This window comes from Catenulispora rubra (assembly GCF_015356825.1).
Taxonomy (GTDB): domain Bacteria; phylum Actinomycetota; class Actinomycetes; order Streptomycetales; family Catenulisporaceae; genus Catenulispora; species Catenulispora rubra.
In genome coordinates, this window is sequence record NZ_JAACYW010000053.1 from 25,357 (window position 1) to 52,085 (window position 26,729).

Below are 26,729 nucleotides of genomic sequence, written 5' to 3' on the forward strand. Positions count from 1 at the left end.
CCTTAACAGTGTTAAGTTTAACGCCGTTAAGGGAGGTTCGCGATGCGTGTCGTCATCGTCGGGGGCGGTCCGGTCGGCCTGATGGCCGCGTGTGAGCTGCGGTTGTACGGCATCGAGGCCGTGGTGCTGGAGCGCCGGACGGACATCGACCCCACCGTCAAGGCCGGCGCGATCCAGGCCCGCGGCGTGGCCGCGCTGGACCGGCGCGGGCTGGCCGAGCGGGTGCGCGAGGCCGGCGGACAGGGGCTGCGCGAGTTCGAGACGCTGATGCGGAACAGCGGGCTGCGGGGGCACTTCTCCGGGATGTTCGTGCTGCGCGAGAGCAACTACGGCGGGGAGTGGATGCTGCCGGTGGCGCAGCAGAGGCTGGAGGAGGTGCTGAACGAGCGCGCGATCGAGCTCGGCGTCGACGTCCGGCGCGAGTACGTCGTGCGGGAGTGGCGTCAGGACCCTGAGGGCGTGACGCTGGTCGTCGCGGACATGACCGCCGGTTCAGGAGCCGACGTGCAGGACCGGCTCTACGAACTGCGCGCGGACTGGCTGATCGGCGCCGACGGCGGCCGTTCGGAGATCCGCAAGGGCGGCGCGTTCGCCTTCCCCGGGACGGACGGCGTCATCACCGCCTACCAGGCCATCGCAGAGCTCGACGATCCCGACTTCGTGCCGCTCGGCTGGAACCGCTGCGTCGGCGGCATGGTGGTGAACGGCCCGAACCCGGGGCGGCTGCTGATGGTCGGCTTCGACGGCCCGCCGGCCGACCGCGACGCCCCGGTCACGCGGGAGGAGCTGCAGGCCGCGCTGCGCCGGATCAGCGGCACCGAGGTCGGCATCCGGTCGATCACCACCGTGACCCGCTTCACCGACAACGCACGCCAGGCCGACACCTACCGCGACGGCCGCGTCCTGCTGGCCGGCGACGCCGCGCACATCCACTCGCCGTTCGGCGGCCAGGGCCTGAACCTGGGCCTCGGCGACGCGGTGAACCTGGGCTGGAAGCTGGCCCTGGTGGCCCTCGGCCGCGCGCCGGAGACTCTGCTGGACACCTACACCGCCGAGCGCCACCCGGTGGCTGCGCGGGTGCTGGACAACACCCGCGCACAGGTCGCGCTCATGCGGCCGGGCCCGCACACCGAGGCGCTGCGCGGCATCTTCGCCAGGCTCGTCGAGCACGACGACGCCAACCGCTGGCTCAGCGACATGATGGGCGGCACGGACGTGCGCTACGAGGTCGGGTCGGACCTCGATGTGGTGGGACGGTTCTGCCCGGATCTGGTGGTGCGGACGGCGCACGGCGCCGATGAAGCCGACGGGCCCGGTGGCGCGGACGGTACGGTGCGGCTCGCCGAGCGGCTGCGTTCCGGACGCGGCCAGCTGCTGGTTCTGGACGCGCCGGACACGCCGGAGTCACCGGACGCGGCTCAGTGGATCAAGGCCGCGTCCGGATGGGGCGATCGGGTCGAGGTGACGGTCGGGACGTGTGCGGACGCGCCGTCGCGGGCGCTGTTGGTGCGGCCGGACGGGTTCGTCGCGTGGGTCGCGGAGTCGGAGCAGGGGTTGGAGGAGGCGCTGGGGCGCTGGTTCGGCCCGGCTGATCCCGGTGCTATGTAAGGCAGGTGATGCTTACGGGCGCCCCCGATGTCTTGCCGCTGATCCCGGCGGCAGACCATGACACGTATACGCTGCCTTCTTCGGACCTACCCGGGTTCTCGGTCGTCGTGGCACGCTGCGATGTGTTGCTCTTCAGCGTTATCGGTGGTCGTCCGACGACGATGCCACCGTCCACGAAATGCCAGGTGTAGTTGATGACTACCGAGCCGCCCGGCACATCCCCGACCGAGAAATCGACGACATAGGTGGCAGTGCACTGTCCCGGCGGATCGCTCAGCACTGAGACCGTGGCGGTGATTTTAGGCGGCGGCGGCGGAGTAGAACTCGTCGGCGGCGTGGTCGGCGTCGAACTACTGGGGCTCGACGACGGACTGCTCGGCGAGCTCGAGCTCGACGACGTCGAGGAACTCAGCGAGGGCAGGCTCGCCGCCGACGAGGGCGAGCTGGAGCTCGAACTCGACCGGGAGCTGGAGCTCGAGCCGGACGACGAGCTGAAGAAACTCGAGCTCGAACTGGAGCTGGAGCTTGAGCTCGACGAACTTGACGAGCTCGAAGAGCTGGAGCTCGTGGGCGTCGGGGCCGCGCCCGAGTCGTTGCTGGTCGGCGTGCCGGTCGGCTGGCTCGGGGTCGGCGTGAACACCACCGACGTGCCGCTCGGCGGGTCGGACCGGTGCTTGGTCTTGTTCCCGCCGGCGACGGCCACCGCCGCGATGATCAGGATGAGTGCCAGCGCGCCGGCCGCGAAGGCGCTCATCTTGAGCTTGTCCGGCATGCGGCGGCGCGCTGCGCCCCGGAAGCCCTCGGTCCAGTAGCCGTCGGGGTCGGCGCCGCCGGGGCCGCCGGGCCCGCCCTCGTTCGGCGGGCCCTGGTTCTCGGGGCCGCCGGGGCCGCCCGATCCCACGCCCAGCGAGTTCAGCCCGCCGGCGCCCGCGCCTCCGCCGACGCCCGGGGCGAGCAGCCCCAGCAGCGGCCAGAGCACGAGGACGATCTCCTGCCGCCCGCGCTCCTCCCACTCGACGCCGTAGACGTCGGTCGCCGCGCGTTCGACCTCCGCGACGAACGACCACACGTCCTGCGGCCGCTCGGAGGGGTCCTTCGCCAGGCCGTGCATGATCAGCTGCTGCACCTCGGCGGGTACCTCGGCCAGCGGGATCGGCGCGGTGCGGTGCTTCTCCTGAAGTTCGTAGACCGTGTCCGCGGAGTAGGGAACCCGTCCGGTCAGGCACTCGTAGAACGAGGCGGTGACCGCGTAGATGTCCGTCACCGGCTGGGCCGGCGCGCCGTCCCACTGCTCCGGCGCCATGTACGCCGGGGTGCCGACGCCGGCCGGGCTCGTGGCGTCCGGGTCCGAGTCCGCGACGGGGCTCGGTGCGGCGCGCTCGGCGACGCCGAAGTCCGCCAGCTTGCTGAGGCCGTAGGCGTTCAGCAGGACGTTCGACGGCTTGTAGTCGCGGTGGACGATGCCCATCTCGTGCGCGGCGCCGAGGCCGAGCAGCGAGCCGCGCATCACCGACAGCGCCGCCTCCGGCATCATCGGGCCGCCCTCGTGCAGCACGCGGTACAGCGTCGGCCCGGCGACCAGCTCCATCACCATCGCCGAGCCGAATTCGGACTCGACGTACTCGAAGAGCTGGACGACGTTCGGGTGCCGCATCTCGGCCAGGAGCGCGGCCTCGGCGCGGAAGCGCTCGACGAACTCGGGGTCCTCGACGTAGCGCGGAGCCAGATACTTGATCGCCACTTCGGTGCCGGTCGCGTCCTGGACGGCCGACACCACTCTGCCGGTCGCGCCGGCGCCTAGCATCCCGGTTTCCGTGTAGCCGGGAACGGTCCAGCCAGACAACGTGAATCCCCCTGGTTGTTGCCTCATGGCCGCTGATTTTCGAGCGCAGCGTATCAGCGGGATAGAACAAGCTGGCGACGATCTCGCCGCCCGAATCCGGATCGATACGTCGGCCGGATCGTAGCGGTCCGAGAGGGGCGTTGACCAGGCTGGACATCGCTATTGGGGGTTACCTTTCAAGTCGCCGCGAGCGAACGACGGCCGCCGGCCTGCTCCGTCCACAAGGGTCGGAGCAGGCCGGAGCGAGGCGGAGCAGGCCGGAGCCGGTCAGCCCAGTGCCCCGATGACGGTCTGCAGAACCGCCGCGTCCTGGGAGGTGTCGCCGATCGCCGAGCCGCCCTTGATCTCCAGCACCTCCATGACCTTGTCCTTGACCGCGAAGTAGAAGTGCAGATCGGACTGCTCGCTGTAGTTGCCGTTCACCTCGGCCGGGACGCCGTCGTCGTCACGCAGCTTGTGCTCGGTGGCCATGCCGTGGGCAGTCTGCGCGCTGATGGTCGTGGTGCTCACGACCGGACGGTGGGTGAGGGGGTCCTGAGCGCCCGCCAAACCGGGGTCCTCGGCGAGCAGGGTCACGGTGATGGCCTCATAGGCCGACTGGGCGTCCGCGGCACTGGGATAGGTGAAGAACTCCTGGGCCGCGACCGGCGGGAGCCAGGCGCCCTTCTTCTGCACCGGAACGCCGTTGGACTGGTACAGCTGGACGTCCATCTTCGACGCGGCGTGGGGCGCACCGGGCCGGTTGTGCATCGAGCAGTCGGTCGGCGAGTAGAGGTCGAGGAAGAGCTCGCTGCCGGTGCAGTGGACGGGGCTGCCGCCGGAGGTCCAGTCCATGAGGCCGGCGAACGGGACCTGCGCGGGCGAGAGCCAGCTCGGGGCGGCCGGTCCCGGCGGCGATCCCGGCGTCGAGTTCTGCGAACCGGTCGGGTTCGTGGTGCCTCCGGTCGTACCGCTCGTCGTGTGCGGCGTGCTCGACGTGGTCGGCGTTCCGGCCGTGTTCGTCGGGGGAAGAGTCGGATGGACCGGGCTGGTGGCCGTCGTGGGGTGCGGAGTCGTGTCCGAGGACGGCTGGCCGCCGCTGGACGATGCCGCCCGGAACGCCGCGGACGCGCCGATCGCGATGATCACGAACGACGCGGTGGACAGGACGATTCGCTTGCGCACGGTGCGCTTCCTTCCTTTGATCCGGGCGGCTTGGGCGCCCGGGGTGTGTGCGGCTGTCGCCGCGACATCGATGGCGGCGGAGAGGGTGGTGTCGAAGTCCTTGGAGCCCTGGGACACGGTCAGATCTCCCCTCGGTGAGAGTGCTGCTTGACGTTCTGCTGCGACGGCTGCCGAGGTTCGAGGCTCTCGGCGAAGTCGGTGAGATGCGGTGCCAGGGCTCTGCGCCCCCGTGCCAGCCGGGCCTTGACCGTGCCCGGCTTGACGCCGGTCTCGGCCGCGATCTCGTCGACCGACAGGCCCGCGTAGTGGTGCAGGACGATGGCCAGCCGCTGGTCGGCGGAGATCTTGCGCAGCGCCGCGACGACCGCGAGATGGTCCGGGCTCATCCCGGACACCGCCGTCCGCGGGACTTCGCGGCTGTGTGCTTTCAGCCGGTTGACCGCTCTGCGCCACGACGAGATCGCGAGCCGTCCGGCGACCGTCCGCACCCAGGCTTCGAGATCGCCGTGCTCCGCGGAGAGTTTGGTCCACCGTTGCCAGGCCCGCACGTAGGCCTCCTGAACGCAGTCCTCTGCTTCGTGCATGCTGCCGGTCATCGCATAGATCTGGCCGACCAGCCGCCGGTGCGTCGCCTGGTAGAACGCGTCGAAATCCTGCTCCAGCGCAGCCGCCACGCCGCCCCCTCCCCGTTGGTACCGTGACCTTCGGTCGCGGCTTCGGTGAGGTTACGAATGGCGGGGCGACCCGGTTACATCACGAATCGGTAACGGCGCGCGGGCGCGCGCGACGGCCGCGAAGACGATGAGGAAAGCGCTCGCCGGGTCAGGCGAACCGGTGCGAAAAGCCGCAGACTCCCTTGCCCGACCCTTGTGGCGGCGCAAGGGTCCTGATTCCCTTGACAGCCCTGTGGTCTAGTCCAATTATGTGCCCTGCGGCTCCGGAGCCATCCCCCGTCCGACGTCCTTGGGAGCACACCATGAGCCTGTTCCCCATCAGGCGACGAATACCCCGCCACGCCCCGAGCCGCCGGCCCGGCCCCCGCATGCGCGCGTTGCTGGGCGCGGTGGCCTTGACGGTCGCGGCCCTCGGCGCCGTCGGGGTCGCGGCCGCGCAGCAGGCGCGCGCCGCCGGCACGTCCTCGCTGCCCACCTGTCCGTTCTGGACCAACGTCACCCCGCCGCCGCGGACGGACACCCCGTGGGTGCCGCCGTCGCAGACCGCCCAGCCGGTCGACTTCTCCTCGCGGCTGGCCGCCCCCGGCGGCGTCACCGGCACGTTGACCGGCGGACAGGTCAACATCACCTTCAACCGTGTGGCCGGCGCCCAGGCCTACCGGGTGTGGCGCAACGGCCAGTCCGTCGCGTGGGTCACCGACTGGGGCCAGCCCGCCCTCACCGCGGTCGACACCGCGCCGTGTCAGAACGCTTACTACTCGTTCGAGGCGATGAGCGACCAGAGCGGGTCCGACTCCTCGCTGGGCGAGATGTCGGCGCCCTACCAGCTGGACTCCGACGGCGCGGTGGTGCCGTGGCAGACGCCGGTCGGCAGCACCGTGACGATGATGGTGACGTCCTACAACGACGGCGGGCACACGGCTTCGGGCTACAACGCCCAGCTCGGGGTGTGCGCGGTCGACCCGCGGGTGATCCCGTGGGGCACCTACTTCACCGTGCCCGGCTACGGCACCTGCTACGCCGCCGACATCGGTACCTGGATCCAGAACGACACCGTCGACGTCTGGTTGCCCGGATCGCAGGCGGACGGCTGGGGCGTGCAGCACCGCACGGTCACCATCATCGCCAACCCGTTCAGCGGACCGACCCCGCCGCCGTCCAGCTCCTCCAGCTCCCCGCCGACGTCCGCGTCCAGCAGCTCCGCCGGCGCGTGCACCACCGCGCCGTGGAACTCCGCCACGGCCTACACCGGCGGCGCGACCGTCAGCTACGGCGGCCACACCTGGACCGCGAAGTGGTGGACCCAGGGCGACGTGCCCGGCGCCAACTCCCAGAACGTCTGGACGGACGGCGGACCATGCTGAAAGCCATACGGAGAAGCCTGATCGGCGCGGCCACCGGTGCCCTGCTCGTGGGTGGACTGACGCTGTCCGTGCCGGTCGCCTCGGCCGCTCCGGTGTCCCCGGCGGCCTCGACAGCGCTTCCCACCGCGGTCTACTCCAAGACCTCCGACTGGGGCAGCGGCTTCGAGGCGCAGTACGTGATCACGAACCCGATGTCCGTCCCGCTGAACACCTGGACGCTCCAGTTCAGCCTGCCGGCCACCGAGAAGATCACCAGCATGTGGGGCGGCACCGACACCGTGAGCGGCACCACCCACAAGGTCGTCGCGCAGTCCTACGACACCACGATCGCGGCCGGGGCCTCGATCACCATCGGGTTCGACGCCAGCAACTCCGGGACGTACGCCGATCCGTCGGCCTGTCTGCTCAACTCAGACCCCTGTGACGGCAGCGCGGACGTTCAGGCCCCGACCGCGCCGTCCGGGCTGACGGTGCTGAGCACGACCGCGACCGCGGCGTCCCTGTCCTGGACCGGGTCCACCGACAACGTCTCGGTCGCCGGGTACAACGTGTATTCGGGCTCGAAGATCGTCGCCACCTCCCCGGGCACTGCAGGGACCGTCACCGGGCTGGCGCCCTCGACGTCGTACTCGTTCACCGTGCGCGCGTACGACGAGGCCGGGAACCTGTCGGGGGCCAGCGCCGCGGTGAGCGCGACGACGCTGGCGAGCACCGGCGGCGGGCACCTGCCAGGCGTCGCCGCGCCGTTCGTCGACATCGGCGCCTGGCCGACGCCGAACCTGACGCAGATCGCCGAGACCACGGGGCTGCGCCAGTTCTCCCTCGGCTTCATCGTCAACGGCACCGCGACCTGCACTCCCAGCTGGTTCAACGCCTACGCCATGTCCGCCGGCTTCGAGCAGTCGGACATCGCCAGCCTGCGGGCGATCGGCGGCGACGTGAAGCCGTCGTTCGGCGGCGAGGCGGGCACCGAGCTGGCGCAGTCGTGCACCGACGTTTCGTCCCTGACCGCCGCCTACCAGTCGGCGATCACCGCCTACAACCTCACGCAGATCGACTTCGACATCGAGGGCTCCGCGGTCGCCGACCCCGCCTCGATCGACCGTCGTTCGCAGGCGATCGCCGCTCTCCAGCACAGCGCCGCAGCGGCCGGCAAGACGCTGGCCGTCACCCTGACGCTGCCGATCCTGCCCTCCGGCCTCACCTCCGACGGGCTCTACGTGGTGCAGTCGGCGGTCAAGTACGGCGCCAAGATCAGCACGGTGAACGGCATGGCCATGGACTTCGGCGACGTCGAGGCGCCCAACCCCAGCGGCCAGATGGGCAAGTACGCGATCGAGACGGCGCAGTCGCTGTACAGCCAGCTGACGCCGTTGTATCCGTCCCTCACCTCGGCGCAGGTGTGGAACATGATCGGCGTGACGCCGATGATCGGGCAGAACGACAACTCCTCGGAGGTGTTCTACCAGAGCGACATGCAGCAGCTGCTCGCGTTCGCGCAGCAGCAGCACCTCGGCGAGCTGGCGTTCTGGGACGTGACCCGCGACGGCAACGCCTGCACCGGGTCGCTGTCGAAGTGCACTGACATCCCGCAGACGCCGTACGAGTTCTCAAAGATGATCGCGCCCTACCAGGGCTGATCGCGAGCGGCGACTGATGCGACGAGGGGCTGCCGGATCGCCGGCGGTCCCTCGTCACTTCTTGTCGGGGTCCTCCTTCGGCGTGGCGTCGGCCTCGTCGCGGCCGCGTTCGGCCAGCTCGGAACAATGGAACGTTCCGAGTCGCGGGGCGAACGGGCCAGAGCGTTGTGCCGGGATCCGGCCGACGGCGATTCTTTGTCACCGGATTGTCCGTCAGCCCACGAAGGGTACTTCTGTGAATCTGCGTCGCCGAATAATCCGTGTCCAAGTCGCCACCGTGTCGGCCGTGGCGATCGCGGGGGTCGCCCTCGCCGCCGGTACCGCGAACGCCGCGTCCGCGCCGGCTCCGATCAAGCTCACGTCCTCGGCCTGCCCGACCGACATCTCCTACGGCCAGATCAGTGGCTGTGTCACCGAGCTTCAGCAGCTGCTGAACAAGAACGGCGCGCACATCGGCGTGGACGGCGACTTCGGTCCCGCGACGTTGGCGGCCGTGAAGAGCTACCAGTCCGGCCACGGTCTGGCGGTCGACGGCATCGTCGGCCCCGCGACCAAGGCCTCGCTCGACGGCGGCGCCCCGCCCCCGCCGCCCACCGGTGGCGGCCAGGCGAAGGTCGTCGACTACGCCCGGGCCATCGAGGCCGGCAAGGCCGAGCGGGGTTGGGGCGGCGGCCGCGTGCCGTACGGCTGGGACGGCGGGCACGCCTCCAACCCCGGTCCGAGCCCGGCGGACTGCGCCGCCGCCGGCGGGGACCCGGCCTGCTGGACCGCGACCGCCAACCACACCCTCGGCCACAACGGCCAGATCTCGGTGGACTGCTCGGGTTTCGTGCGCTGGGTCTACGACCTCGCCTACGGCCGTGACGTCTTCGGCCCGGACGGCACCTCGGGGCAGATCGCCCGGACGCACCGCGTCTCCACCCCGGCGCCCGGCGACCTCGCCTTCTTCGGATCCAACGCGGGCAGCCCCGAGCACGTCGGCATCTACATCGGCGGCGGCAAGATGATCGACGCCCTGGACACCGGCACCTACATCGAGACCGACTCGATCTCCGCCGGCGGCCATCTCATCGGCTACTACCGGTACTGATCCGGTGATCCGCTCTGATCCGGCCTGAATCGCTCTGATCTGGCCTGAACCGTTCTGAACCGATCCCAGAACCAATCCCAACACCGATTCCGGCACCACAGCTATGCACTTTTCCCTGCACTTTTCCGCTCCGAAAGGTCCTGCCATGAACCTGGGCAGCCGCAAGTCCCACCTCAGACTCGCCGTCGCCGCGACCGTCGCAGCGATCGCGGGCGTCGCCATCACCGCCGGTACCGCGAACGCCGCGTCCGTGCCGGCTCCGATCAAGCTCACGTCCTCGGCCTGTCCGGCTGACATCTCCTACGGCCAGATCAGTGGCTGTGTCACCGAGCTTCAGCAACTGCTGAACAAGAACGGTGCGCACATCGGCGTGGACGGCGACTTCGGCCCGGCCACGCTGGCCGCGGTCAAGAGCTACCAGTCCGGCCACGGCCTGTCGGTGGACGGCATAGTCGGGCCGGCGACCAAGGCCTCGCTGGACGGCGGCAGCACCCCGCCCCCGCCATCCAACGGCCGCTCGACCAACTACGACTTCGCCCGCCTGGTCCTGTCCGACGGCGGCTGGGCGCAGAGCACGAACAACATCACCACGATGGTGCAGTGGATGGCCAGCGAGGAGCCGCCCTCGAACTGGTTCGACCGGAACAACCCGCTGAACAACGGCCTGGGCTCCGGCGGCGGCGCGGGCCTGGGCGCCTACCCGAACCTGGTCGTGGCCGCGCACTACGTCGCCGCGAACCTGAACGGAGGCCCGGCCGACTACGGCCACATCACCGCCGACCTGCGGGCGTCCGCCTCGCCGGCGGTGACCGAGAAGGCGATCTGGAGCTCGCCGTGGGCCGCCTCGCACTACGGCTGGGGCTCCGGGTTCTACCGCGGCCACGTGCCGACCGTCGCGGCTCCGGCCCGGGACTGGTAGGCCAGTACTCAGGTTTTGGTGAGTCATAGCTGGTCTCGGGGGTCCCCGGTGCGACTGCGGCATCGGGGACCTTTGCCGTCCAAAGAGTTTGTAAACAGTTCAGCCGTTATGGCGCTGCGCAAGCGAACGGGGCCGTAGAGTGACTGCGGCCATCGCTGCGGGGACGCTCCTACTCCGGGGCGCAATGGCGATTCGTAGCTGACGCGCACTGTTGATACGGGACGGGTGACATGGCCGCGCGCGCTTTGAAGGACCTCGATGACGCTGTGCCGCCGCTGACGCGGGCGTTCACGGTGGAGATCCGAGCCGTGCACCAGGGTGCCGGTTCGCCGTCGTTCACACTCCTGGACAGCCGCAACATCCGCGCCGGCCGCGGGACGTTGGCGAAGGCGACGCTGTCGCGCATCCTGACACCGGATCCGGCGGCGAAGGACCAGAGCCTGCCGGCGTGGTCGTACTACGAGGGTCTGCTGTGTGCGCTGGACGTCGATCCGGCTCCGTTCCAGGTGCGATGGCAGGCCGCGCAAGAGGAATGGCAGGCCAGGGCTCGGGGGGAGTCGGCCGCCGCTTTGCCGGCGGTTCGGCAGCCGGTGGAGGCGGGAACCGCGGTATTGGCATCGGTCATGGAGCTGGAACCGAGGGCGGAGACGAGTCTGGCGTCGCAAGCTGTGGTGCCCGTGGCGCTGCCTCTGCCTGTGCCAGTCCCGGTGAAGCGGCGGCGGTCGCTGCCGGTGTTGGCGACGATCGTGGGCTCCGCTGCTGTGGTTCTGGCTGTTGGTGCGTTCGCCTTTATCGGCGGCGCTCATCCGCATTCGCAGCCGCAGGCCAAGGCCATGGCACCGATCAGCCACCCGGAGACCGCCGTATTGGTGACCGCCGCGCCGCCCAAGACCGTCTCGGGCAAGATCGTGCGCACCTGGAATCAGGATGCGAACAACGGCCACGGCGGCTCCATCGGCGTGCTGGTGTTCCCGACGCCGCTCTCTCTCAACGGATCCACGGGCCCGCGCCACGACGGCGACCTGGTCGAGGTCGTCTGCCACACCGAGCACGGCCGGATGACGCACGAGCGGCTGGACACCGGGCACGAGAACTCGACCGGGTGGTTCGAGATCTACTACGTGGACCGGTTGTGGTGGGTCGCAGACCACTACATCAGTTTCGCGCGCGGGGTCCAGGTGCCGGATTGCGAGTCGGCATAACCCTCTGGTCGGAGCCTGGAGTCCGAATGCTCCCGCTGCGTACCATCGAAGCGTGGATCTGACGAGTGTGGTCATGCCCGGCGCGCAGTCTCTGGTCACTGCGATCGTCACCGACTCCTGGAGCCAGGTTCGCACGGCGATGTCCCGGCTCTGGGCGCGCCACCGGGCTGAAGACGGTTCGACGGGCCCGAGCGTCGCAGCACTCGAAGCTGCCGGCACCGAACTGGACCTCGCCAGGCAGCAGGCGCTCGCCGTCGCGGGGGACGGGCCGGAATCCGAGCGTGCCGACCGGATGCAGTTGTTCTGGATCGGCTACCTCGCGGGACAGATCGCCGCACGTCCCGAGCTCGCCGACGCCCTGGGTGGGCTGCCCGTGCTGCTGGACGCGCAGCGTGGCGCGTCGGTCACCATGACGACCAACACCAAGAACTTCAGCGGGAGCGCGCGCAACGCGGTCCAGGCCGACGACGTCTCCGGCGGGATCACCTTCGGGCGATGACCCGCTGTCAAGACTGAGTCGAGCGAACTTTTCATGACGGTAGTCCAGCTAACGACTCGACAAACGCGGTCGGTCGAGTGTAGTTCTGGTGCTCTGACCAGGACATTCGGTTTCTTTGCCAACGCTTTACAACCGGCCCGCCGTCCCGGTCGTCTCTCCGCGTGGTTCCGCACTGACGGATCCACCATGGATCGATCGAAGAGAGAGACCCTCATGCGTACACGGAGTTTGTTCACCGTCCTGGCCTTCGCCACGGTGCTCGCCGGAGCCGGAGCAGAGTCGGCGTTCGCCGACGGCGGCTCCGGCCAGCCGTCCGCTTCGGCCTCCGCGCCGCCCACGACCGCGCCCCGCACGCCGTCCTCCGCGCCCACCGCCGTGCCTTCCAACCCGCCCACCGAGGACCGGAGCGCCTCCCCGAGCGCGGCGCCGACGACGACCTCCCCGCAGGGCGGCCAGATCCGCGCCGTGCCCTCGGGCGCGCCGAACACCGGCGTGCCGGCGGCGTCGTCGAACGGCCACGGTGAGGCCGCGGCGATCGGTGCCTCCTTGGTCGTGCTCCTCGGCGGCTCGGGCACCGTGGTGGCCCGCCGCAGGCTCAAGGGCCGGGGCTGATCTTGCGGCCGCCGGTCTGGACGCGCGGGTGGCCCGCGATGCTGGCCGCCATGATGCTGGCTTCCGGCTGCGCCGCCGCTTCGGGAACGCCCGCCGGTGGGACTGGGAGGTCTGCCGGCGGGACTGGGACGATCCCGGGCGTGGCGTCCGCCTCTGACGGCTCCGCAGGCAGCTCCCCAGGCGGCCCTGCGGGTGGTTCGTCGGGTTCGTCGGGCTCGGGTCCCTCGGGCTCGACGGGCTCGTCGGGCTCGTCGGCGGCCGGCGCCATCGCGCGCTCCGTTCCGGTACGGCTGCAGATCCCCGACATCGGCGTCGACACCCCGGTGATGTCGCTCGGCCTCGCCGCCGACGGCACGGTCCAGGTCCCGCCGATCGGGGCGAAGAGCCCGGCCGGCTGGTACGACGGTTCGCCCACCCCCGGGCAGACCGGGCCGTCGGTGGTCCTCGGCCACGTGACGGTCGGCCAGTACGGCGACGGCGTCTTCCTGCACCTGGACCGGCTGCGTGCCGGATCCCGCGTGGTGGTCCGGTTGCAGGACGGGGTCTCGGCGGACTTCACCGTGGACTCGGTCCGGACGGTCGCCAAAAGCCAGTTCCCGACCCAGCAGGTCTACGGGAACGTCAACCGCCCGGAACTGCGTCTGATCACATGCGGGGGACCGCGGACCGGCGACGGCTACCTCGACAATGTGCTGGTCTTCGCGTCCCTGACCGGCACCACCACGTGACGGGGCCGACGGGCCCCATCACGTTCCGAGCATCTGGAGAGAGTTGAGCCGGTTCAAGGATTCCGGAGAGAAGAGTCGGGCGGCGTCCGACTTGTTCACCGATCTCTATCCCGGCCTCGCCGGCTGGTGCCGTCGTCTCGTCGACGACGACGGCACCGCCCACGAGATCGCCTCCGAGGCGTTCACGCGCCTGTGGGGACACTGGACCGCGGTGCGCGAGCCCCGCGGGTTCCTGTACGTGACGGCCGCGAACCTGGTCCGCGACCACTGGCGCAAGCTGGACCGCGAACGCCGGGCGCTGCGCGAGGCGACGACCGAGGCGGCGCTGGCGCTGAACCGGGACGGCGCCGACGCGTCCGTCCCGGTGCGGATGCTGGTGCGGTCGCTCCCCGAGCGGCTGCGCACCCCCGTTCTGCTGTACTACTACGCCGACCTCCCGGTCCGCGAGATCGCCCGGCTGACCAGGCGAAAAGAAGGAACGGTCAAATCCGATCTACACGCGGCACGGGAACTCCTGCGCGCCGGACTCGGAGGACATCTTGATCACACTCATTGAGCCCGCGGACGACGGCGACGACAACGACAACGACCTCGACGACTTCGGCGACAACGGCAGCGGCTACGGCACCGGCAACGGCTACGGCGGCGACGAGCTGACCGTGCTGCTCCGTCCCGGCGTCTCGGTGCTCGCCCCGCCGCCCGGCACGTTCCAGCGGGTCCGCCGACGTGCCGCCCGCCGCCGCTTGGTGCGCGCCGTCGCGACCGCCGGCGCCGGTGCGGCGATGACGGCTACCGCGATCGCCATCGTCCTGTGGCCGTCCGGCAGCGCCGCCGGGCCCGGGCCGGTGACCCCGCTCGGTCCGCCGGTGCACGCGACCACCGGCGTGACGAGCGGTGCCACCACCGGCGCCACGACCGGCAAGACGAGCGATACGACGCACCAGTCATCGCAGCCTCCTACGACACCGCCTGGCACGACGTCCACCTCGACCGGGCCCGCGGCCGGTGCCGGCACGACTGCCAGCCGGCCCTCCGAACCGTCGGCCCCCGTTCAAAATCCGTCCGGCAGCACCGCCCCCACCACTCAGGCGCCGTCCGCCCTCATGCCGCCGAGCACCTCGCCCTCGGGCGTACCCACGACCCGGCCCGTTTCCGCGACCCCGACCGCTAGGCGGTGAAGCGGTACCGGGTCTGACTGTAAGGGCCCTTACTGAAGGCGAGGACCTTCGCCGGGCTGACGCCGAAGACGAGGACGGGCCTGTCGAACTCGTCGCGGAATCCGTCGTCGGTGACCTCATAGTCCCAGTCGAGCTTGGACTTCCACAGCGCGGCCAGCCGCGGCAGCCGCTCCCCGTCGGTGACGCGGACGGCGTCCCCCTCGACGACCGCGTCGAGGCCGGAGCGGAACCGGTTGGGGCCCGCGGTGAGGACGCAGTGCGGGTTGGACTCCAGGTTCCTGGTCTTCTGCTCGTGGGCGCCGGTGCAGAAGTGGAGCGTCCCGTCGAGCCAGACGGCGGGCAGCGGCGACACGTGCGGCCGTCCGTCCTCGCGCACCGTCGCCAGCCAGAACATCTCGCTGTCCGTCAGCAGTTCGGAGACCTCGGTCCACGGCGGGGGAGTGGCGTCGGGCTCGCTGAACCCTTTGTGGAGCTCCGCGGTCGGTTCGGTCGGTTCGATTGGTTCGGTCGGGGCCATCGGTGTCTCTCCTTCACCGCTCGTGATCGCTGTCCCTGCCGGGGCACCCGGCCGTACTGGCACGAACCCCGCAATATCAGAATACTTACTTAGGCGCCGAGTCTCGCCTACTGTGCTCGGATATCCGGGTCGGTGCCGGTGCCCGCTGGTCCGAGCGGGTTGTTCCCGTATCGAGGGGGTTCTGGAATGATCGCGTCCACATCGCGCCGGGGTGCGCGGATCAGAGCGGGCTTCGTCGCCCTCCTGCTGGCCGGCACGGCCGCGGTCGGCGGCCAGATCGCGGCGGGGGGACCGGCGCGGGCGCAGAGCCAGGCCCAGTGCGCCTGCTCCGTCTTCCCGGCGTCCGCCACGCCGGACGACCCTGATTCCGGCACGTACTTCCCGGTCGTGCTCGGCGTCAAGGTCGTGCCGTCGGCGGCGGGCTGGATCCAGGGGGTCCGGTTCTACAAGTCGAGCGCCAACACCGGGACGCACACGGGAGCGCTGTGGACGGCCGACGGGTCGCTCCTGGCGACCGGCACGTTCACCGGTGAGACCGCGACCGGCTGGCAGACGCTGATGTTCTCCACGTCGGTGCCGGTGCGAGCCGGTGCGACGTACATCGCGTCCTACTACGCGCCGAAGGGGCACTACGCCTACAGCGTCGGCTACTTCCTGAACGGCCCCGCCGGCACCGCGCCGATCACCGCGCCGTCCGACGGTTCTGCGGGTGGCAATGGCGTCTACAGCGACGCCGGCGCCACGGCGTTCCCGAACTCCAGCTACAACGCCGCCAACTACTGGGTCGACGTGGTCTTCGACGACGGCGGCGTGCCGACCGCCGGGCCGACGGTCACCGCCAACACCCCGGCCGACAACGCGACCCAGGTGCCCGGCACGAGCACGGTCAGCGCGACCTTCTCCGCACCGGTGGACCGCAACAGCGTGCAGTTCAGCCTGACCGACGCCGCCGGAACGCAGGTTCCCGGCACCCTCGGCTACAGCGCGGACGCCGGTACCGTGACGTTCACTCCCGGCACCCAACTGCCGGCGAAGACGACCTACACCGCCTCGATCCAGGCCGCGGATGCCTGGGGCAACGCCATGAGCGGACCGAGTACCTGGAACTTCACCGTCGGGACCACTCCGCCGCCGTATACGTGTCCTTGTTCGCTGTTCTCGTCCAGCGCGGCCCCGGCGGTGACGGATTCCACCGACCCCAACTCCGTGGAACTCGGCGTCCGCTTCGTCCCGGCGATCAGCGGGACCGTCACGGGCGTTCGCTTCTATAAGGGTTCGACGAACACCGGAACCCACACGGGGACTCTCTGGAGCAACACCGGTACCGCCCTGGCGACCGGCACCTTCAGCAACGAGACCGCGAGCGGCTGGCAGACCATGACGTTCGGGACTCCGGTGGCCGTCACCGCCGGGACCACGTACGTCGCCTCGTACCACGCGCCGGTCGGGAACTACTCCTACACGACCGGTTACTTCTCCTACGTGCACCAGACCTATCCGCTGACCGCGCCGGCGAACACCAGCAGCCAGGGCGACGGGACCTACGGCTACGGGAGCTCGGCGACGTTCCCCGGCGCCGGGGGGAACGGGAACAACTACTGGGTCGACGCGATGTTCTCTGTGTCCTGATTCACACGATTCGAGCGTTGCTGCTTCCATCAACCTTCATTATCTTCACGTTCGCCGAGCGCCGCCACGTCGCGCACCGCCTGCTGGACGACACACTGGCGCAGGACGCGTTGATGCACACCTTCAGCCCTGCGGGCCGGGCGCTGCGCGAGAAGTTCAATGGGTTCATCGCGCGCCGCGGTGAGGTTTTCGAGGAGTTGTCGGGATGGCTTTCCGGACTCGCGGTCCACTACCCGCAGCCTGAAGGGAGCCATCCGCTGGTCGGTACGAAGGCGCCGGATGCTGTTCTCGGTGGGGAGGGGCTGGTGCGGTCGCTGCGACCGGACCGGTTCATGCTGCTCGACTTCGGCGACAGTTCCAGCGATGACAGTGCCAGCGATGGCAGTGCTCTGACTGAGCTGGCCGGCGCGCGGGTCGAGGTGCGCTCCGCGCGGCGGCACACCGGCGCGTGGGCCACTGTGCGCGCCGCTCTGATCCGGCCGGACGGGCATGTCGCGTACGCCGTCGATTCGGCCGAGTCCATGGCCGAGACCTTGCCCGACGCCGTCGCCGCCTGGACTCGGCCCACTGCTTCCAGCGAACGCCTCGTCTCCGTATGATGCCGCGCGGCCAAGGACACGAGAGGGCGGAACCGATGGATCAGGGCTCAGCGGAGCAGCAGGACTATGTCGATCGGCTCATCGAGGCCATCACGTATGCCCACGAGCCCGAGGTGATCGGGGCCAAGGCGCTGGCCTACCGGCTCCGCCGGCTCGCGCACCGGTTGGAGACGGACATCAAGCGGGAGCTCGCGCCGCACGGTATCGAGCTGTGGGAGCTGGAGCTGCTCGCCTGCCTGATCCGCTCCGGACCCGACCACCGGCTGTCCGCCGGCCAGCTCATGGCCCAGCTGCAACTGACGTCCGGGGCGATCACCAACCGCGTCGCCCGGCTCGAAGGCAACGGCTGGCTGACCCGGGAGCTCGACCCGAACGACCGCCGCTCCGTGCTCGTCACCCTCACCCCGGCCGGGCACGAGCGGGCGGTCGAGGTCTTCGCGATCAAGACCGATGCCGAGTTCTCGCTGCTCTCCTCGATCCCGGCGGACGCCCAGCGTCGGATCAACGACGACCTGCGCACTGTGCTCATCGCGCTGGAGGGGCCCGCCTGATCGGGGCGGGGAACGGCGAAGGCGTCCAGTAGGGGCCGATGAATCAGGACCCTGCTGGACGCCCGCAGCCTCAATGGGCTGGATCAGCGCCGATCCGAGACGATCAACGCAGATCAGCGCCGATCAGCACCGACTAGAACGGTCCGGCGATCGTCGCCAGGTGCCGGTTGATGAGGACGTCGTACTTGCCCGCGCCGTAGAGCGCGGTGCCGACCTGCTTGATCACGCTGTCCGGCACGGCGGACGGCCCGCCGAACACCGGCAGCGCGCCCATCAGCGCGCTCGGACCCATGTGGGTCAGCGGAGCGTGCTGCTTCAGCCAGGACAGCTCGGCCGCCGGCAGCGTCGTGCCGTCGGCCAGCAGCAGCGGCGAGTTCCAGCGCCCGGTCAGCGCGCCGCCGGACAGCGCGTCCGGCCAGTTCTGGCCGGTGGCGATGCCCGGCACCAGCGGTCCGGCGTCGACCGCCGGGAACATGGTGCTGCCGGCGACCGCCGCGGCGGTGGCGTAGCGGTCCCGGCCGGCCAGGTCGGTGACCTTGCCGTGCCAGCTCGGCTCGCCGGTGGCCACCGCGGTGACGCCCTGGCCGCCGACCGCGTAGATCTTGCTGACGTCCGGGTTGATGCCCGCGAGGTAGGACTTGGTCTCCGACGGCATGACGCCGTCGTGGGTCAGCAGGACGACGCCGGTGCCCAGCTGCGGGGAGGTGCGGTTGCCGTTGACGCCGGCGCCCGCGGTGAGCGCGTCGGGGAAGTTGTCGCCGGTGGCGATGGCCACGCTGCCGGGGATCCCGCCGATGGTCTGGGCGATGCGGACCGAGGTCGCGTAGCGGTCGGTGCCGCCGACCCGGTCCACGGTGAAGCCCAGCGCCGCCACGTCCGCCGCCACCTGCGGGGACAGGGCCTTCTCGCCGCCGAGCAGGTAGATGGTGGAGCCGGGCGGCAGGATCCGGGTCAGCTCCTTGGCGACCTCCGGGGAGAGCTTGTGCGGGTCGGTCAGCAGCAGCGGACCGGCCTTCGCCACGGCCAGCGCGTTGCCGGACAGCGCGTCGGCGAACTGGTCGTCGCGGGCGATCACCGCGGACTTCGCGATGCTGTTGCCGTTCGCGTCGGAGAAGGCGGTGCCGCGGTCGGCGGTGTTGTAGCCGGACACCTTGACCGCGGTGTCGACGCGGTCGGTGCCGCCGAGGCGGTCGATCGTGGGCTTGGTCACCGGCGGGAGGAAGGGCGTGGGCGTGTTCGTCGGGCCGGTGTAGAGCGGTCCGTTGTCCCAGGCCAGGTATCCCCCGCCGATGTTGGCGTCGGTGATGATGGCCTTCGGGGATCCGCCGGTGGCCGCGATCACGTCCAGGTTGTTGGGGCCCCAGGTGCCGCCGGAGCTGTTCGCGATCCAGGTCTGCTCCTGGAACGCGATCTCGGTGCCGTCCGGCGACCAGACCGGCTGGAAGGTCTGGCCCGCGACATGCGTGAGTTGGTTCGGAGACGTGCCGTCGACGTTCGCGACGATGATCTGCGCTGTGCCGTGCCCGCCGCCGTACACCGTGTAGGCGATCTTCTTGCCGTCCGGGGAGAAGCTGATCGAGTCGGCGTTCGTCACCGTCGCGACCTTGGACGTGGCCGGGTCGTAGATCGCGATGTTGAACGTCACCGCGTTGCTCGTGATGCCGGCGACCAGGCCGCCGGGGCCGAAGACCAGGTGGCCGGTCAGGCCGCCGGGTGCCTTGTAGGCGGTGAGCCCGGTGCCGTCGGTCTTGATCTTGAAGTTCCCGCCGTTGTTGTTCCGCGCGAACACGACCGTCGAGTCGTCCAGGAACTGCGGGTAGAGGTCCGCCGGGTTGACGCCGTCGAGGGGCTGGCCGGTCGCCTTGTCCAACAACCGGGCCCCGGTGCCGTCGGCGTTCGAGATCCACAGGTCGTACCCGTCCTGGAACACCGCCTTCGTGCCGTCGGGCGAGAACACCGGCGACGTGATGGAGTCGGTCGGGTTGAAGCCGGTGCCGGACGGCGTGACCATGTGCTGCCCCGAACCGTCCGGGTTGACCCCGTACCAGATCTGGCCCTGGCTGTAGCTGAGCTGTCCGTTGTGCGGTGTCCCGGACGCGGCGTTCGCCGCCGGCGCCGCCAGACCCCAGACACCCGAGGCGGTGGCCGCACCGACCGCGGCGGCCGCGGTGAGGGCGCGGGCAGCCCTTGAATCGCGAGTCAAAGTGATCTTTCCTCCCCCGTGTCGCGATTTCGGGCCGCGACGCAAGAACCTCTGAAGTGGGCGGCTCAGATTAGCGCCGGGACTCTCGGGTCGGGAAGATGTTCGACTGCTCGTCTTTCCAGCCCACGGGGCCCACAACCGTGCCGAATCCTTAATTTTCGCAGCATCCTGAAGTAGCATGCGAGGACCGATGGGCCCGGCGGGGGCACGGCGGGCCCCGGGCCCGGTTCCCCTTGCGGGCGATTGATCCGAGACGCATCCTGGTGGACAGGTCTAGCCGTTGGGGCGCGATCTGCGCCGGGGGGGCGAAGAAGGATCACACGTCGACGACGCTGGATACTAGGGGCCTCACACCATGGAAGTTGTTCGGGGAACGGAATTCCGGGATGTCGCCATGCCGACCGGCGCGGGGGCGGCGACCGACGCCGACCGGCGGATGGCCGAGGCGGTCGCGCTGTCGTGCGCCAGGAACGGCGCCGATCTGACCGACGATGCCGCGCACGCCGGGTTCACCGCCGCGCTGGTGACGCTCACCGGGATGTTCAAGGGCTACCTGGCCAACGACCTGGTGGATCAGGACTCGTACGACCTGGTCGTGGCCACGGTCGCCGCGCTGGTCCAGGCCGGCGACGTCATCCGGCAGGACTAGGCCGGATACGGCAGGCCTAGTCGGGATACGGCAGGTCTGGGCGGGATACGGCAGATCTGGCCGGGTCAGTCGCGGAGCTCCCCGAGCCGGACGCGTGCGACTCTTCGCAGCGCCGGGAGTGCTTGGAGGTCCGCGAGACGGAACAGGCGGGTTGCGGGACCGGCGCTCGATGAGGCCGATGCCGATGCCGATGCCGAAGCCGAGGCCGAGGCCGATGTCGAAGCCGCCGACGATGTAGTGGTCGGCACCGGCGCGATCTTCGCTCGGCGAACCGCGCTGTCCAACGTCCGGTACGGGATGCCGGTCATCGCCGCGAGCTCTTTCAGGCTCACCAGCGCGGTGTCGTCGACGCCGGGGATGATCCCCGAGTCCCGGACGAGGTCGAAGCGGCGCCAGCGGCCCGGGGCCGGATCGCATTCCGGGGTGGAGCAGACCAGCACGTGCCCCCGGCCGTCCGGTGCGATGGCCGTCTCCGGGAGCAGGCTCGCCTGGTCGCAGGTGGGGCAGCGGCGGGACCGTTCGCCGTACGCGCCGGCCAGGGTCCTGGCGTACCGGCCGTGCTCTCTGCGGCAGGTCATCGCCACGGTGTCGCCGACTTCTTCGGGGACCTCGTCGAGGTGTTCGGCGAGGAAGGCGAACCCCGCCTGCAGGGTCTGAACTGGTACGTCCACCGTCGCCGCCTCGGGGTGGGCCAGGGCCTGTCGCATGGTGTCGATCTCGTCGAGCACCACCTCGTAGGACTGCACCAGGCAGTCCAGGATCGTCACGTCCAGCGGTGCCGATCCGTGTACGGGAGCCTTGCGTCCGCCGCCGGTCCGCTCGGAATCCCCTGCCGATCCGCGTCCTGAGGCCCCGGTCTCCAGGGCGTGTTGGAGCCGATCGGCTGCACGTGCGGCTTCCCGCACGATGCGCCCCCGTTCCTCGATCACGTACCTCATCTCCTGTGTCACCGAAGGTGTCATCGGATGCGCGTCCGGCGCGGCGCCTCCGCCGGCCGGGTGCGTTCCCGATAGTTTGACAGTGCCCTCATTCACTCTTCATGGTCGCGGACCTGTGGGTCCGCGCGCCACCGAACCTGCCGGTGGCCGCGTGGCGGGGGCCACGCCTGCTCTGGCGTGCCCTCAGGTCTGCCAAATCAAACATCAGTTCGAATTGATTCGAAGCATAGGCCGAGGTCCGCTTCGAAAGCCACCGTTCAGGCGTTGCCTGGCCGCAACCGGCCGCACACCGTCGCGCCGCCGTCTTCGAACCCTGATTCGGGCGGGTCGCAGGTCAGGCCCTGTGGATAACTAAACGCTTGCGCCGCCGTGGTCGGAGGATGCAACATTCTCGACGATAAGTTGTTCTCGGTGTGGCCGCAGGGCCCCGGAGCAACGAGAACCTCGAGCCCGACGATCGTCGCCTGATCCCAGGTGCGGTCGCCGGGCTTTTGCGTTCCCACGCCCCGCCGGCGACGCGGCATGCCGCGTCCGGAGCCCGGCCCTGTGTGGTCGTCATCTGATTCCCCGATTTCCCGCGAAGGGGTGGCTGCTTGCTCTCGACTCGTATGACGTTCTCGCGCTGATGGAAGTTGCTGATGTGGACGTCACAAATCAGCCGCCGATCGATGACGGACCCGAAGCTCAGGCGGCGCGCCGGCGAGCTCTGGAGCAGGCGCTCACCGGGATCCGGGCCGCGCGGCGCCGCCGGAAGCCCGAGCCGTCGGCGGTTCCGGTGCAGCCACCGCCCGAACCTTCTGAAACCGCTGAACCTGTTGCCGAATCCGGTGCCGAACCCGGTGCCTTCGGGGACGCCTGGCCCGCGGTCTCGACCCTGCCCTGGATCGAGCAGGCCGCCTGTCAGGAGGCTGATCCGACGCTGTTCTTCGGCCCGGACCTCCTGAGCACCGACGGCCGCCGCGAGCGGATCGCCGAGCGCCGGCGCCGGGAGACAGAGGCGAAGGTCTTCTGCTCCGACTGCCCGGTCCGTGCCCAGTGCGCCGAGCACGCGCTGTCCCTGCCCGAGGCGCACGGGGTCTGGGGCGGGATGGGCGAGATGGAGCGGCTGGCGCTGCTTCGCCGAGCGGCCGTCTGACCGTCGCGGTGTCCGTAACCCCTGCCTTATGCCCCAAGACCTGTAGCGAAAGGAGTGATCCGCATGACCACCTCGCCTCCGAGCAGCCTGCCCGACGTCGAACTCGTCGTCATCGACTGGCTCAAGAACACGGCGTCCGCGCCGTGGACCACCGTCGACCGCGTCCCGCCGAGCGGATTCGACGGCACCCAGGCGGTGGTGCTCGTCTCCCGGATGGGCGGCGCCTGGATCGACACGACCTACGAGGACGTCCCGATCATCCAGCTGGAGTGCTACGGGTCGACCAAGCTCATCGCGATGACCGTGGCCATGGCCGCCCGGGCGCGGCTGCTGGCGATCGACGGGTTCGCCGACGGCGGCGCGACCGTCGTGATGGTGACCGAGTGCGACGGTCCGCGCTGGCTGCCGGACTACCTGCACAACGGCGCCAACCGCTACGTCTCGATGACGCAGCTCAACCTGCGCATGGCCTGAGCGCCGCCCCTGCGCCGCCCGCGCCCCGCCGGCCTCCGGCGCGGTCCGCGGGCCCACGACACCGGCGGGCCGTCCGGTACCGACCGGGTGAGGTAACCCTCAACAGACAAGTCAAAGGAGAGATGGTCCATGCCTGGAACCAACCCGAGCCAGATCCGCGTGGCCGGCCACGGTCACGTCTTCGTCGCCCCGCTGGGCACCGCCGCGCCGGCGGACACCACCACCGCGTGGGGCGCGGCCTGGCACGACCTCGGCTACACCGACAACACCGGGGTGAAGTTCAGCAAGAAGGACAAGCTCGACAAGATCGACTCCTGGCAGACCGCCTCCGCGGTCCGCCACGTGTTCTCGGCCCGCGAGCTGACCCTGAAGTTCTCGATGATCCAGGTCAACACCGACACCCTGCCGTTCTTCTTCGGCGGCAACCCGACCACCAACGCGGTGACAAACATCGGCACCGGCACCCCGCCGGCCCCCCTGTGGTCCTACGCCGTCCAGACCACCCCGGACCTGGACGAGCGCATGCTCGGCATCGAGTTCACCGACACCGTCCAGGGCTCCGGCGGCGGCGCGGTGAAGTACCGCGTCATCGTCAACCGCGGCTCGGTCATCGACACCGACGACCTGTCCCTGGTCAACAACGGCTCCATCAAGCTTGGCGTGACCTTCGAGGCCATGGAGGTCAACGACGCCACCCCGCTGGCCACCTGGCTGATGAACGACCCGGCGCTGTCGTAGGCGATCTGGGTGTTCCAGGCGGGTTGGGCGAGCTAGGCGAGCCAAGCGATCTAGGCGCTGAACGCGCCGACCGGATCGGCGGCCGGGGTTCCCTTCGGGGGCTCGGTCCGCCGTCCGGTCGGCGCGCCCCGTTTCACAGAACCCGTATTCACAGAACCCGTATCCACCAGCTTCCGCACCCGCACGTCCCGAAGGAGACATCCATGACCACGTTCGACGTCAACGCGGCGCGCGCCCAGCGCCTGGAGGCCGCCGGCGGCCACACCTGGGCCTTCACCCTCGACACCGAGACCTTCACCCTGCCGCGCGAACTGCCCCGGGCCACCGCGCGCGCCATGGCCGCCACCGATGACAACGACATCGACGCGATGCTGCGCCTGCTGCTCGGCGACGTCCAGTACGAGCGCTTCGCCCGGCACGACCTGACGGTCCAGGACATCGCGGCGATCCTCACCGCCTACGGCGAGCAGACGGGCCTGTCCCTGGGGGAAGGCTGAGCCTCGGCGTCCTGGTCGAGGACCACGCCGAGGCGATAGAAGCCGACCTGCTCCGGCACTACCGGGTCGACCTGCTCGACTGGTACCGCGGCGACCTGTCCTCCCGCCGCCTGTCCGTCCTGCTCCGCCACCTCCCCACCGACTGCGCACTGGCCCGCGAACTGCACGGCGAGGGTGCCGAATGGGGCGTCGCAGAGTACTTGCTCGCCGCCGCGGTCGACCACCTGGCCATCGGGAACTGGATGTTCTCGGCGGTGAACCGGGACGAGGACAGCCCGATGCCGGAGGCGCCGGAGCCGATTCCGCGTCCGGGGGAGGCGGAAGCGTCGTCCTCGCCGGACGGCGAAGCCGAACCGCCGCCTTCGGGCGACGTGACCATGCCGGCGCCGTGGGAGATCGCGCGGTTCTTCGGCTGAGGCCGGTGACCGATGCAGCACCTCGACCCGGATCGGATCTTCGACATGACAGGAGTGCCAGATGGCTGAATCACCCGCGATCGGTGCGATCGCGGACGCGGCCGACAAAACCAAGTCAGGCTCATGGAGCGTCGTGCACGACTTCCTCGTGGGTCTGGCCTCGGGCTCGTCGTCGAGCTCCAGCTCGACCTGGTTCACGAGACAGCCGAACAGCGTCACCGCCCAGGGCATCGGGTCCGGGGCGGCCCAGTTCGTCAACCCGAGCGTCTCCGGGCTGGCCGTCGGCGGCAACCTCGCCTCGGCGACCTACACCGCGTTCAAGGCGGACGAGACCGGGTTCTACCTGTTCGGCAAGAAGCTCGGCAACGATCCGCTCAAGGCGCAGGTCGACCAGATCGCGAAAGCCTCCGGGAGGCTGACTCAGCTGGTCGAGTACCCGGGAACGGGCCTGGTCGCCGAGACGAAAGCCCTGAAGGCGAAGCTCCTGGCGATCGCGACGACCGTGAAAGAGCTGCCCGACAGCCTGAGCGGCGCCCGCAAAACCCACCTCACCCAAGGTGGAAAGCGGGGTGTCGCCTCGAACACCGCCGAGCTCGACGCGATCAAGAAGGCGGTGGAAGAGCTGGCCGAAAAGCTCGGCGTCTGACCGCCGGCCGATGAGACCCCGAACCAAAGTGGAGATGAACCATGGCTACGTTGAACGCGAGTCTCAACACGGCGATCGCGAGACTCGGAACCTTTCGCACCAGGACGTCCGAGGCCGCCCGTTCGGCCCGGGACCTCGCCACCGGCTCGGCGGCCGCCGAGCGCGAGGTGAAGAAGTCCGCCGACACCGCGGCCACCGGCGGGGGCCTGTTCACCAAGCTCAAGACCGGCCTCGGGCTGTCCGAGGAGGGCATGAAGGGCCTGAACGGCGCGATGAAGGCCAACGCGATCGGCCTGCTGCTGACGCTGCTCGCGCCGCTGATCCAGAAGTTCACCGACATGATCATGAACTCCAAGGCGGTGCAGGCCGCGATCCAGATCGCCTTCAAGATCATCGGTGACACGATCAGTACCGTCTCGAAGTTCGTCAAGGGCGTGTTCGACGTGGTCTGGCCCTATGTCTGGGGCCTGTTCAAGTCGGTCATCGGCAACATCGTGACCGAGGTCAAGTCGGGCTTCGAGATCGTGAAGAACCTGATCATGATCCCGATGAACTACGTCAAGGGCGAGATCAAGGTCACCTGGGACATCATCTCCGGGATCTTCCAGATCGCGATGGACCTGCTCACCGGCAAGGTGGGGAAGGCCTGGGGCGACATCAAGAAGATGATCACCAGCGTGGTCAACGACGTCCACGACACCATCAGCTCGGTGTGGGGCGGGCTCGCGAACATCGCCAAGGCGGCGTTCCAGGCCGTGCTGGCCGCCGTCCGGGACCCGATCAACGCGATCATCGGCCTGGTCAACAGGGCCATCGACGGGCTGGACTCGGTCCACATCTCGATCCCCTCCTGGGTCCCCGGCATCGGCGGCAAGTCCTTCGGCGTCAACATCCCGCACATCCCGACCCTGGCCGACGGCGGTATCGTGCTGCCTCGTCCGGGCGGCACGCTGGCGCTGGTCGGTGAGGGTGGGCAGTCCGAGGCGGTGCTCCCGCTGTCGAAGCTGTCCGCGATGCTCGCCGGCGCGCGCGGGCCGGTGCTCGGGGCGGCCGGGGCCGCCGGCGGCGGGTTCACCGTCACCAACTACTACGAGGCCAACAACGGTTCGGCGCGGCGCACCGCCGAGGAGCTGATGTTCCTGGCCAAGGCGCGCGGCTGAGGGCTGAACGCTGAACGGATAGCGCTGAACAGCCAACGGAGCGCGCTCCGTCCCGC

28 protein-coding genes are annotated in these 26,729 nt (G+C 69.8%); 22 read left to right on the forward strand and 6 right to left on the reverse strand.

Annotated elements, in window-relative coordinates; translation table 11 throughout:
* Positions 1–42: 42 nt before the first annotated feature.
* A complete protein-coding gene (locus GWK61_RS17380; protein WP_194909430.1) occupies positions 43–1,608 on the forward strand; it encodes an FAD-dependent monooxygenase in 1,566 nt (521 codons plus the stop codon).
* Here the strand turns inward: GWK61_RS17380 and GWK61_RS17385 are convergent.
* From GWK61_RS17385 to GWK61_RS17395, 3 genes are all read right to left on the reverse strand, one after another.
* Positions 1,601–3,478, reverse strand: a complete 1,878-nt coding sequence (locus GWK61_RS17385; RefSeq protein WP_228562469.1) for a serine/threonine-protein kinase — start codon at positions 3,476–3,478, stop codon at positions 1,601–1,603. The genes GWK61_RS17380 and GWK61_RS17385 overlap by 8 nt on opposite strands.
* A gap of 240 nt (positions 3,479–3,718) precedes the next feature.
* Complete coding sequence (locus GWK61_RS17390; protein WP_194909432.1) at positions 3,719–4,732, reverse strand: hypothetical protein; 1,014 nt, start codon at positions 4,730–4,732, stop codon at positions 3,719–3,721.
* Between the two features lie 2 nt (positions 4,733–4,734).
* Positions 4,735–5,289, reverse strand: coding sequence for a SigE family RNA polymerase sigma factor (locus tag GWK61_RS17395; protein WP_323747612.1), 555 nt, complete (start codon positions 5,287–5,289; stop codon positions 4,735–4,737).
* Positions 5,290–5,591: 302 nt separating this feature from the next.
* On the opposite strand from GWK61_RS17395, the gene GWK61_RS59560 reads away from it, so the two are divergent.
* The 10 genes from GWK61_RS59560 (at position 5,592) to GWK61_RS17445 (ending at position 14,521) form a co-directional block, all read left to right on the forward strand.
* On the forward strand, positions 5,592–6,653 hold the full coding sequence (locus tag GWK61_RS59560; RefSeq protein WP_323747613.1) for a 3D domain-containing protein: 1,062 nt from the start codon (positions 5,592–5,594) through the stop codon (positions 6,651–6,653).
* On the forward strand, positions 6,647–8,293 hold the full coding sequence (locus GWK61_RS17405; protein WP_194909433.1) for a cellulose binding domain-containing protein: 1,647 nt from the start codon (positions 6,647–6,649) through the stop codon (positions 8,291–8,293). The genes GWK61_RS59560 and GWK61_RS17405 overlap by 7 nt, the downstream gene beginning before the upstream one ends.
* Before the next feature lie 286 nt (positions 8,294–8,579).
* Positions 8,580–9,383, forward strand: coding sequence for a C40 family peptidase (locus tag GWK61_RS59565; RefSeq protein ID WP_323747614.1), 804 nt, complete (start codon positions 8,580–8,582; stop codon positions 9,381–9,383).
* Positions 9,384–9,528: 145 nt separating this feature from the next.
* Positions 9,529–10,302: a peptidoglycan-binding domain-containing protein gene (locus tag GWK61_RS17415; RefSeq protein WP_228562470.1), complete on the forward strand. Its 774-nt coding sequence runs from the start codon at positions 9,529–9,531 to the stop codon at positions 10,300–10,302.
* Positions 10,303–10,532: 230 nt separating this feature from the next.
* The gene (locus GWK61_RS17420; RefSeq protein ID WP_194909436.1) at positions 10,533–11,504 is read left to right on the forward strand and encodes a hypothetical protein; all 972 of its coding nucleotides are present in this window, start codon (positions 10,533–10,535) and stop codon (positions 11,502–11,504) included.
* 52 nt (positions 11,505–11,556) lie between these two features.
* On the forward strand, positions 11,557–12,003 hold the full coding sequence (locus GWK61_RS17425; RefSeq protein ID WP_194909437.1) for a hypothetical protein: 447 nt from the start codon (positions 11,557–11,559) through the stop codon (positions 12,001–12,003).
* 213 nt (positions 12,004–12,216) lie between these two features.
* Positions 12,217–12,615: a Tat pathway signal sequence domain protein gene (locus tag GWK61_RS17430; protein ID WP_194909438.1), complete on the forward strand. Its 399-nt coding sequence runs from the start codon at positions 12,217–12,219 to the stop codon at positions 12,613–12,615.
* Between the two features lie 50 nt (positions 12,616–12,665).
* The gene (locus tag GWK61_RS17435; RefSeq protein WP_499701070.1) at positions 12,666–13,343 is read left to right on the forward strand and encodes a class F sortase; all 678 of its coding nucleotides are present in this window, start codon (positions 12,666–12,668) and stop codon (positions 13,341–13,343) included.
* Between the two features lie 43 nt (positions 13,344–13,386).
* The gene (locus GWK61_RS17440) at positions 13,387–13,899 is read left to right on the forward strand and encodes an RNA polymerase sigma factor (RefSeq protein WP_194909439.1); all 513 of its coding nucleotides are present in this window, start codon (positions 13,387–13,389) and stop codon (positions 13,897–13,899) included.
* Positions 13,883–14,521: a hypothetical protein gene (locus GWK61_RS17445; protein WP_194909440.1), complete on the forward strand. Its 639-nt coding sequence runs from the start codon at positions 13,883–13,885 to the stop codon at positions 14,519–14,521. Before GWK61_RS17440 ends, GWK61_RS17445 begins: the two co-directional genes overlap by 17 nt.
* Here GWK61_RS17445 and GWK61_RS17450 read toward each other — a convergent pair.
* A complete protein-coding gene (locus GWK61_RS17450) occupies positions 14,511–15,038 on the reverse strand; it encodes a pyridoxamine 5'-phosphate oxidase family protein (protein ID WP_194909441.1) in 528 nt (175 codons plus the stop codon). The genes GWK61_RS17445 and GWK61_RS17450 overlap by 11 nt on opposite strands.
* A 186-nt stretch (positions 15,039–15,224) precedes the next feature.
* Between GWK61_RS17450 and GWK61_RS17455 the strand changes: the two genes are divergently transcribed.
* Genes GWK61_RS17455 through GWK61_RS17465 form a run of 3 tightly spaced genes read left to right on the forward strand, consistent with a single transcriptional unit; the run spans position 15,225 to position 17,817 of the window.
* A complete protein-coding gene (locus GWK61_RS17455; protein ID WP_194909442.1) occupies positions 15,225–16,667 on the forward strand; it encodes a DUF4082 domain-containing protein in 1,443 nt (480 codons plus the stop codon).
* A gap of 17 nt (positions 16,668–16,684) precedes the next feature.
* A complete protein-coding gene (locus GWK61_RS17460; RefSeq protein WP_194909443.1) occupies positions 16,685–17,266 on the forward strand; it encodes an aromatic-ring hydroxylase C-terminal domain-containing protein in 582 nt (193 codons plus the stop codon).
* Between the two features lie 35 nt (positions 17,267–17,301).
* Positions 17,302–17,817: a MarR family winged helix-turn-helix transcriptional regulator gene (locus tag GWK61_RS17465; protein ID WP_194909444.1), complete on the forward strand. Its 516-nt coding sequence runs from the start codon at positions 17,302–17,304 to the stop codon at positions 17,815–17,817.
* A gap of 133 nt (positions 17,818–17,950) precedes the next feature.
* Here the strand turns inward: GWK61_RS17465 and GWK61_RS17470 are convergent, their stop codons facing one another.
* Positions 17,951–20,020 carry a cell wall-binding repeat-containing protein gene (locus GWK61_RS17470; protein ID WP_194909445.1) on the reverse strand — a complete coding sequence of 690 codons (2,070 nt, stop codon included), beginning with the start codon at positions 20,018–20,020 and terminating at the stop codon, positions 17,951–17,953.
* Positions 20,021–20,414: 394 nt separating this feature from the next.
* Here GWK61_RS17470 and GWK61_RS17475 point away from each other — a divergent pair, with 394 nt between their 5' ends.
* Positions 20,415–20,669, forward strand: coding sequence for a hypothetical protein (locus tag GWK61_RS17475; RefSeq protein WP_194909446.1), 255 nt, complete (start codon positions 20,415–20,417; stop codon positions 20,667–20,669).
* Between the two features lie 65 nt (positions 20,670–20,734).
* On the opposite strand, the gene GWK61_RS17480 is transcribed toward GWK61_RS17475, so the two are convergent.
* Positions 20,735–21,607, reverse strand: a complete 873-nt coding sequence (locus tag GWK61_RS17480; protein WP_194909447.1) for a hypothetical protein — start codon at positions 21,605–21,607, stop codon at positions 20,735–20,737.
* Positions 21,608–22,247: 640 nt separating this feature from the next.
* Here GWK61_RS17480 and GWK61_RS17485 point away from each other — a divergent pair.
* The 7 genes from GWK61_RS17485 to GWK61_RS17515 all read left to right on the forward strand — a co-directional run bounded on the left by GWK61_RS17485 (position 22,248) and on the right by GWK61_RS17515 (position 26,673).
* Positions 22,248–22,742: a WhiB family transcriptional regulator gene (locus tag GWK61_RS17485; RefSeq protein ID WP_323747616.1), complete on the forward strand. Its 495-nt coding sequence runs from the start codon at positions 22,248–22,250 to the stop codon at positions 22,740–22,742.
* A gap of 63 nt (positions 22,743–22,805) precedes the next feature.
* The gene (locus GWK61_RS17490; protein ID WP_194909449.1) at positions 22,806–23,216 is read left to right on the forward strand and encodes a hypothetical protein; all 411 of its coding nucleotides are present in this window, start codon (positions 22,806–22,808) and stop codon (positions 23,214–23,216) included.
* 129 nt (positions 23,217–23,345) lie between these two features.
* The gene (locus GWK61_RS17495) at positions 23,346–23,954 is read left to right on the forward strand and encodes a phage tail tube protein (RefSeq protein WP_194909450.1); all 609 of its coding nucleotides are present in this window, start codon (positions 23,346–23,348) and stop codon (positions 23,952–23,954) included.
* A 203-nt stretch (positions 23,955–24,157) separates the two neighbouring features.
* Entirely contained in the window at positions 24,158–24,451 is a 294-nt protein-coding gene (locus tag GWK61_RS17500) for a hypothetical protein (protein ID WP_194909451.1), read from the forward strand.
* 200 nt (positions 24,452–24,651) lie between these two features.
* Complete coding sequence (locus GWK61_RS56495) at positions 24,652–24,867, forward strand: hypothetical protein (RefSeq protein ID WP_228562472.1); 216 nt, start codon at positions 24,652–24,654, stop codon at positions 24,865–24,867.
* A gap of 61 nt (positions 24,868–24,928) precedes the next feature.
* A complete protein-coding gene (locus tag GWK61_RS17510) occupies positions 24,929–25,513 on the forward strand; it encodes a hypothetical protein (RefSeq protein ID WP_194909452.1) in 585 nt (194 codons plus the stop codon).
* Between the two features lie 41 nt (positions 25,514–25,554).
* The gene (locus tag GWK61_RS17515) at positions 25,555–26,673 is read left to right on the forward strand and encodes a phage tail family protein (RefSeq protein WP_194909453.1); all 1,119 of its coding nucleotides are present in this window, start codon (positions 25,555–25,557) and stop codon (positions 26,671–26,673) included.
* The last annotated feature ends 56 nt before the right edge of the window (positions 26,674–26,729 follow it).

What these genes read in the sequence shown, in the direction of transcription:
- GWK61_RS17475 (WP_194909446.1), top strand. Translation starts at nt 20,415, where the DNA reads ATGCCGACCGGCGCGGGGGCGGCGACCGACGCCGACCGGCGGATGGCC.
- GWK61_RS17420 (WP_194909436.1), top strand. Translation starts at nt 10,533, where the DNA reads ATGGCCGCGCGCGCTTTGAAGGACCTCGATGACGCTGTGCCGCCGCTG.
- GWK61_RS17500 (WP_194909451.1), top strand. Translation starts at nt 24,158, where the DNA reads ATGACCACGTTCGACGTCAACGCGGCGCGCGCCCAGCGCCTGGAGGCC.
- GWK61_RS17465 (WP_194909444.1), top strand. Translation starts at nt 17,302, where the DNA reads ATGGATCAGGGCTCAGCGGAGCAGCAGGACTATGTCGATCGGCTCATC.
- GWK61_RS17435 (WP_499701070.1), top strand. Translation starts at nt 12,666, where the DNA reads ATGATGCTGGCTTCCGGCTGCGCCGCCGCTTCGGGAACGCCCGCCGGT.
- GWK61_RS17480 (WP_194909447.1), bottom strand. Translation starts at nt 21,607, where the DNA reads ATGAGGTACGTGATCGAGGAACGGGGGCGCATCGTGCGGGAAGCCGCA.
- GWK61_RS17385 (WP_228562469.1), bottom strand. Translation starts at nt 3,478, where the DNA reads ATGAGGCAACAACCAGGGGGATTCACGTTGTCTGGCTGGACCGTTCCC.
- GWK61_RS17510 (WP_194909452.1), top strand. Translation starts at nt 24,929, where the DNA reads ATGGCTGAATCACCCGCGATCGGTGCGATCGCGGACGCGGCCGACAAA.
- GWK61_RS17415 (WP_228562470.1), top strand. Translation starts at nt 9,529, where the DNA reads ATGAACCTGGGCAGCCGCAAGTCCCACCTCAGACTCGCCGTCGCCGCG.
- GWK61_RS17380 (WP_194909430.1), top strand. Translation starts at nt 43, where the DNA reads ATGCGTGTCGTCATCGTCGGGGGCGGTCCGGTCGGCCTGATGGCCGCG.
- GWK61_RS59560 (WP_323747613.1), top strand. Translation starts at nt 5,592, where the DNA reads ATGAGCCTGTTCCCCATCAGGCGACGAATACCCCGCCACGCCCCGAGC.
- GWK61_RS17495 (WP_194909450.1), top strand. Translation starts at nt 23,346, where the DNA reads ATGCCTGGAACCAACCCGAGCCAGATCCGCGTGGCCGGCCACGGTCAC.
- GWK61_RS17515 (WP_194909453.1), top strand. Translation starts at nt 25,555, where the DNA reads ATGGCTACGTTGAACGCGAGTCTCAACACGGCGATCGCGAGACTCGGA.
- GWK61_RS17430 (WP_194909438.1), top strand. Translation starts at nt 12,217, where the DNA reads ATGCGTACACGGAGTTTGTTCACCGTCCTGGCCTTCGCCACGGTGCTC.
- GWK61_RS17455 (WP_194909442.1), top strand. Translation starts at nt 15,225, where the DNA reads ATGATCGCGTCCACATCGCGCCGGGGTGCGCGGATCAGAGCGGGCTTC.
- GWK61_RS17450 (WP_194909441.1), bottom strand. Translation starts at nt 15,038, where the DNA reads ATGGCCCCGACCGAACCAATCGAACCGACCGAACCGACCGCGGAGCTC.
- GWK61_RS17490 (WP_194909449.1), top strand. Translation starts at nt 22,806, where the DNA reads ATGACCACCTCGCCTCCGAGCAGCCTGCCCGACGTCGAACTCGTCGTC.
- GWK61_RS17405 (WP_194909433.1), top strand. Translation starts at nt 6,647, where the DNA reads ATGCTGAAAGCCATACGGAGAAGCCTGATCGGCGCGGCCACCGGTGCC.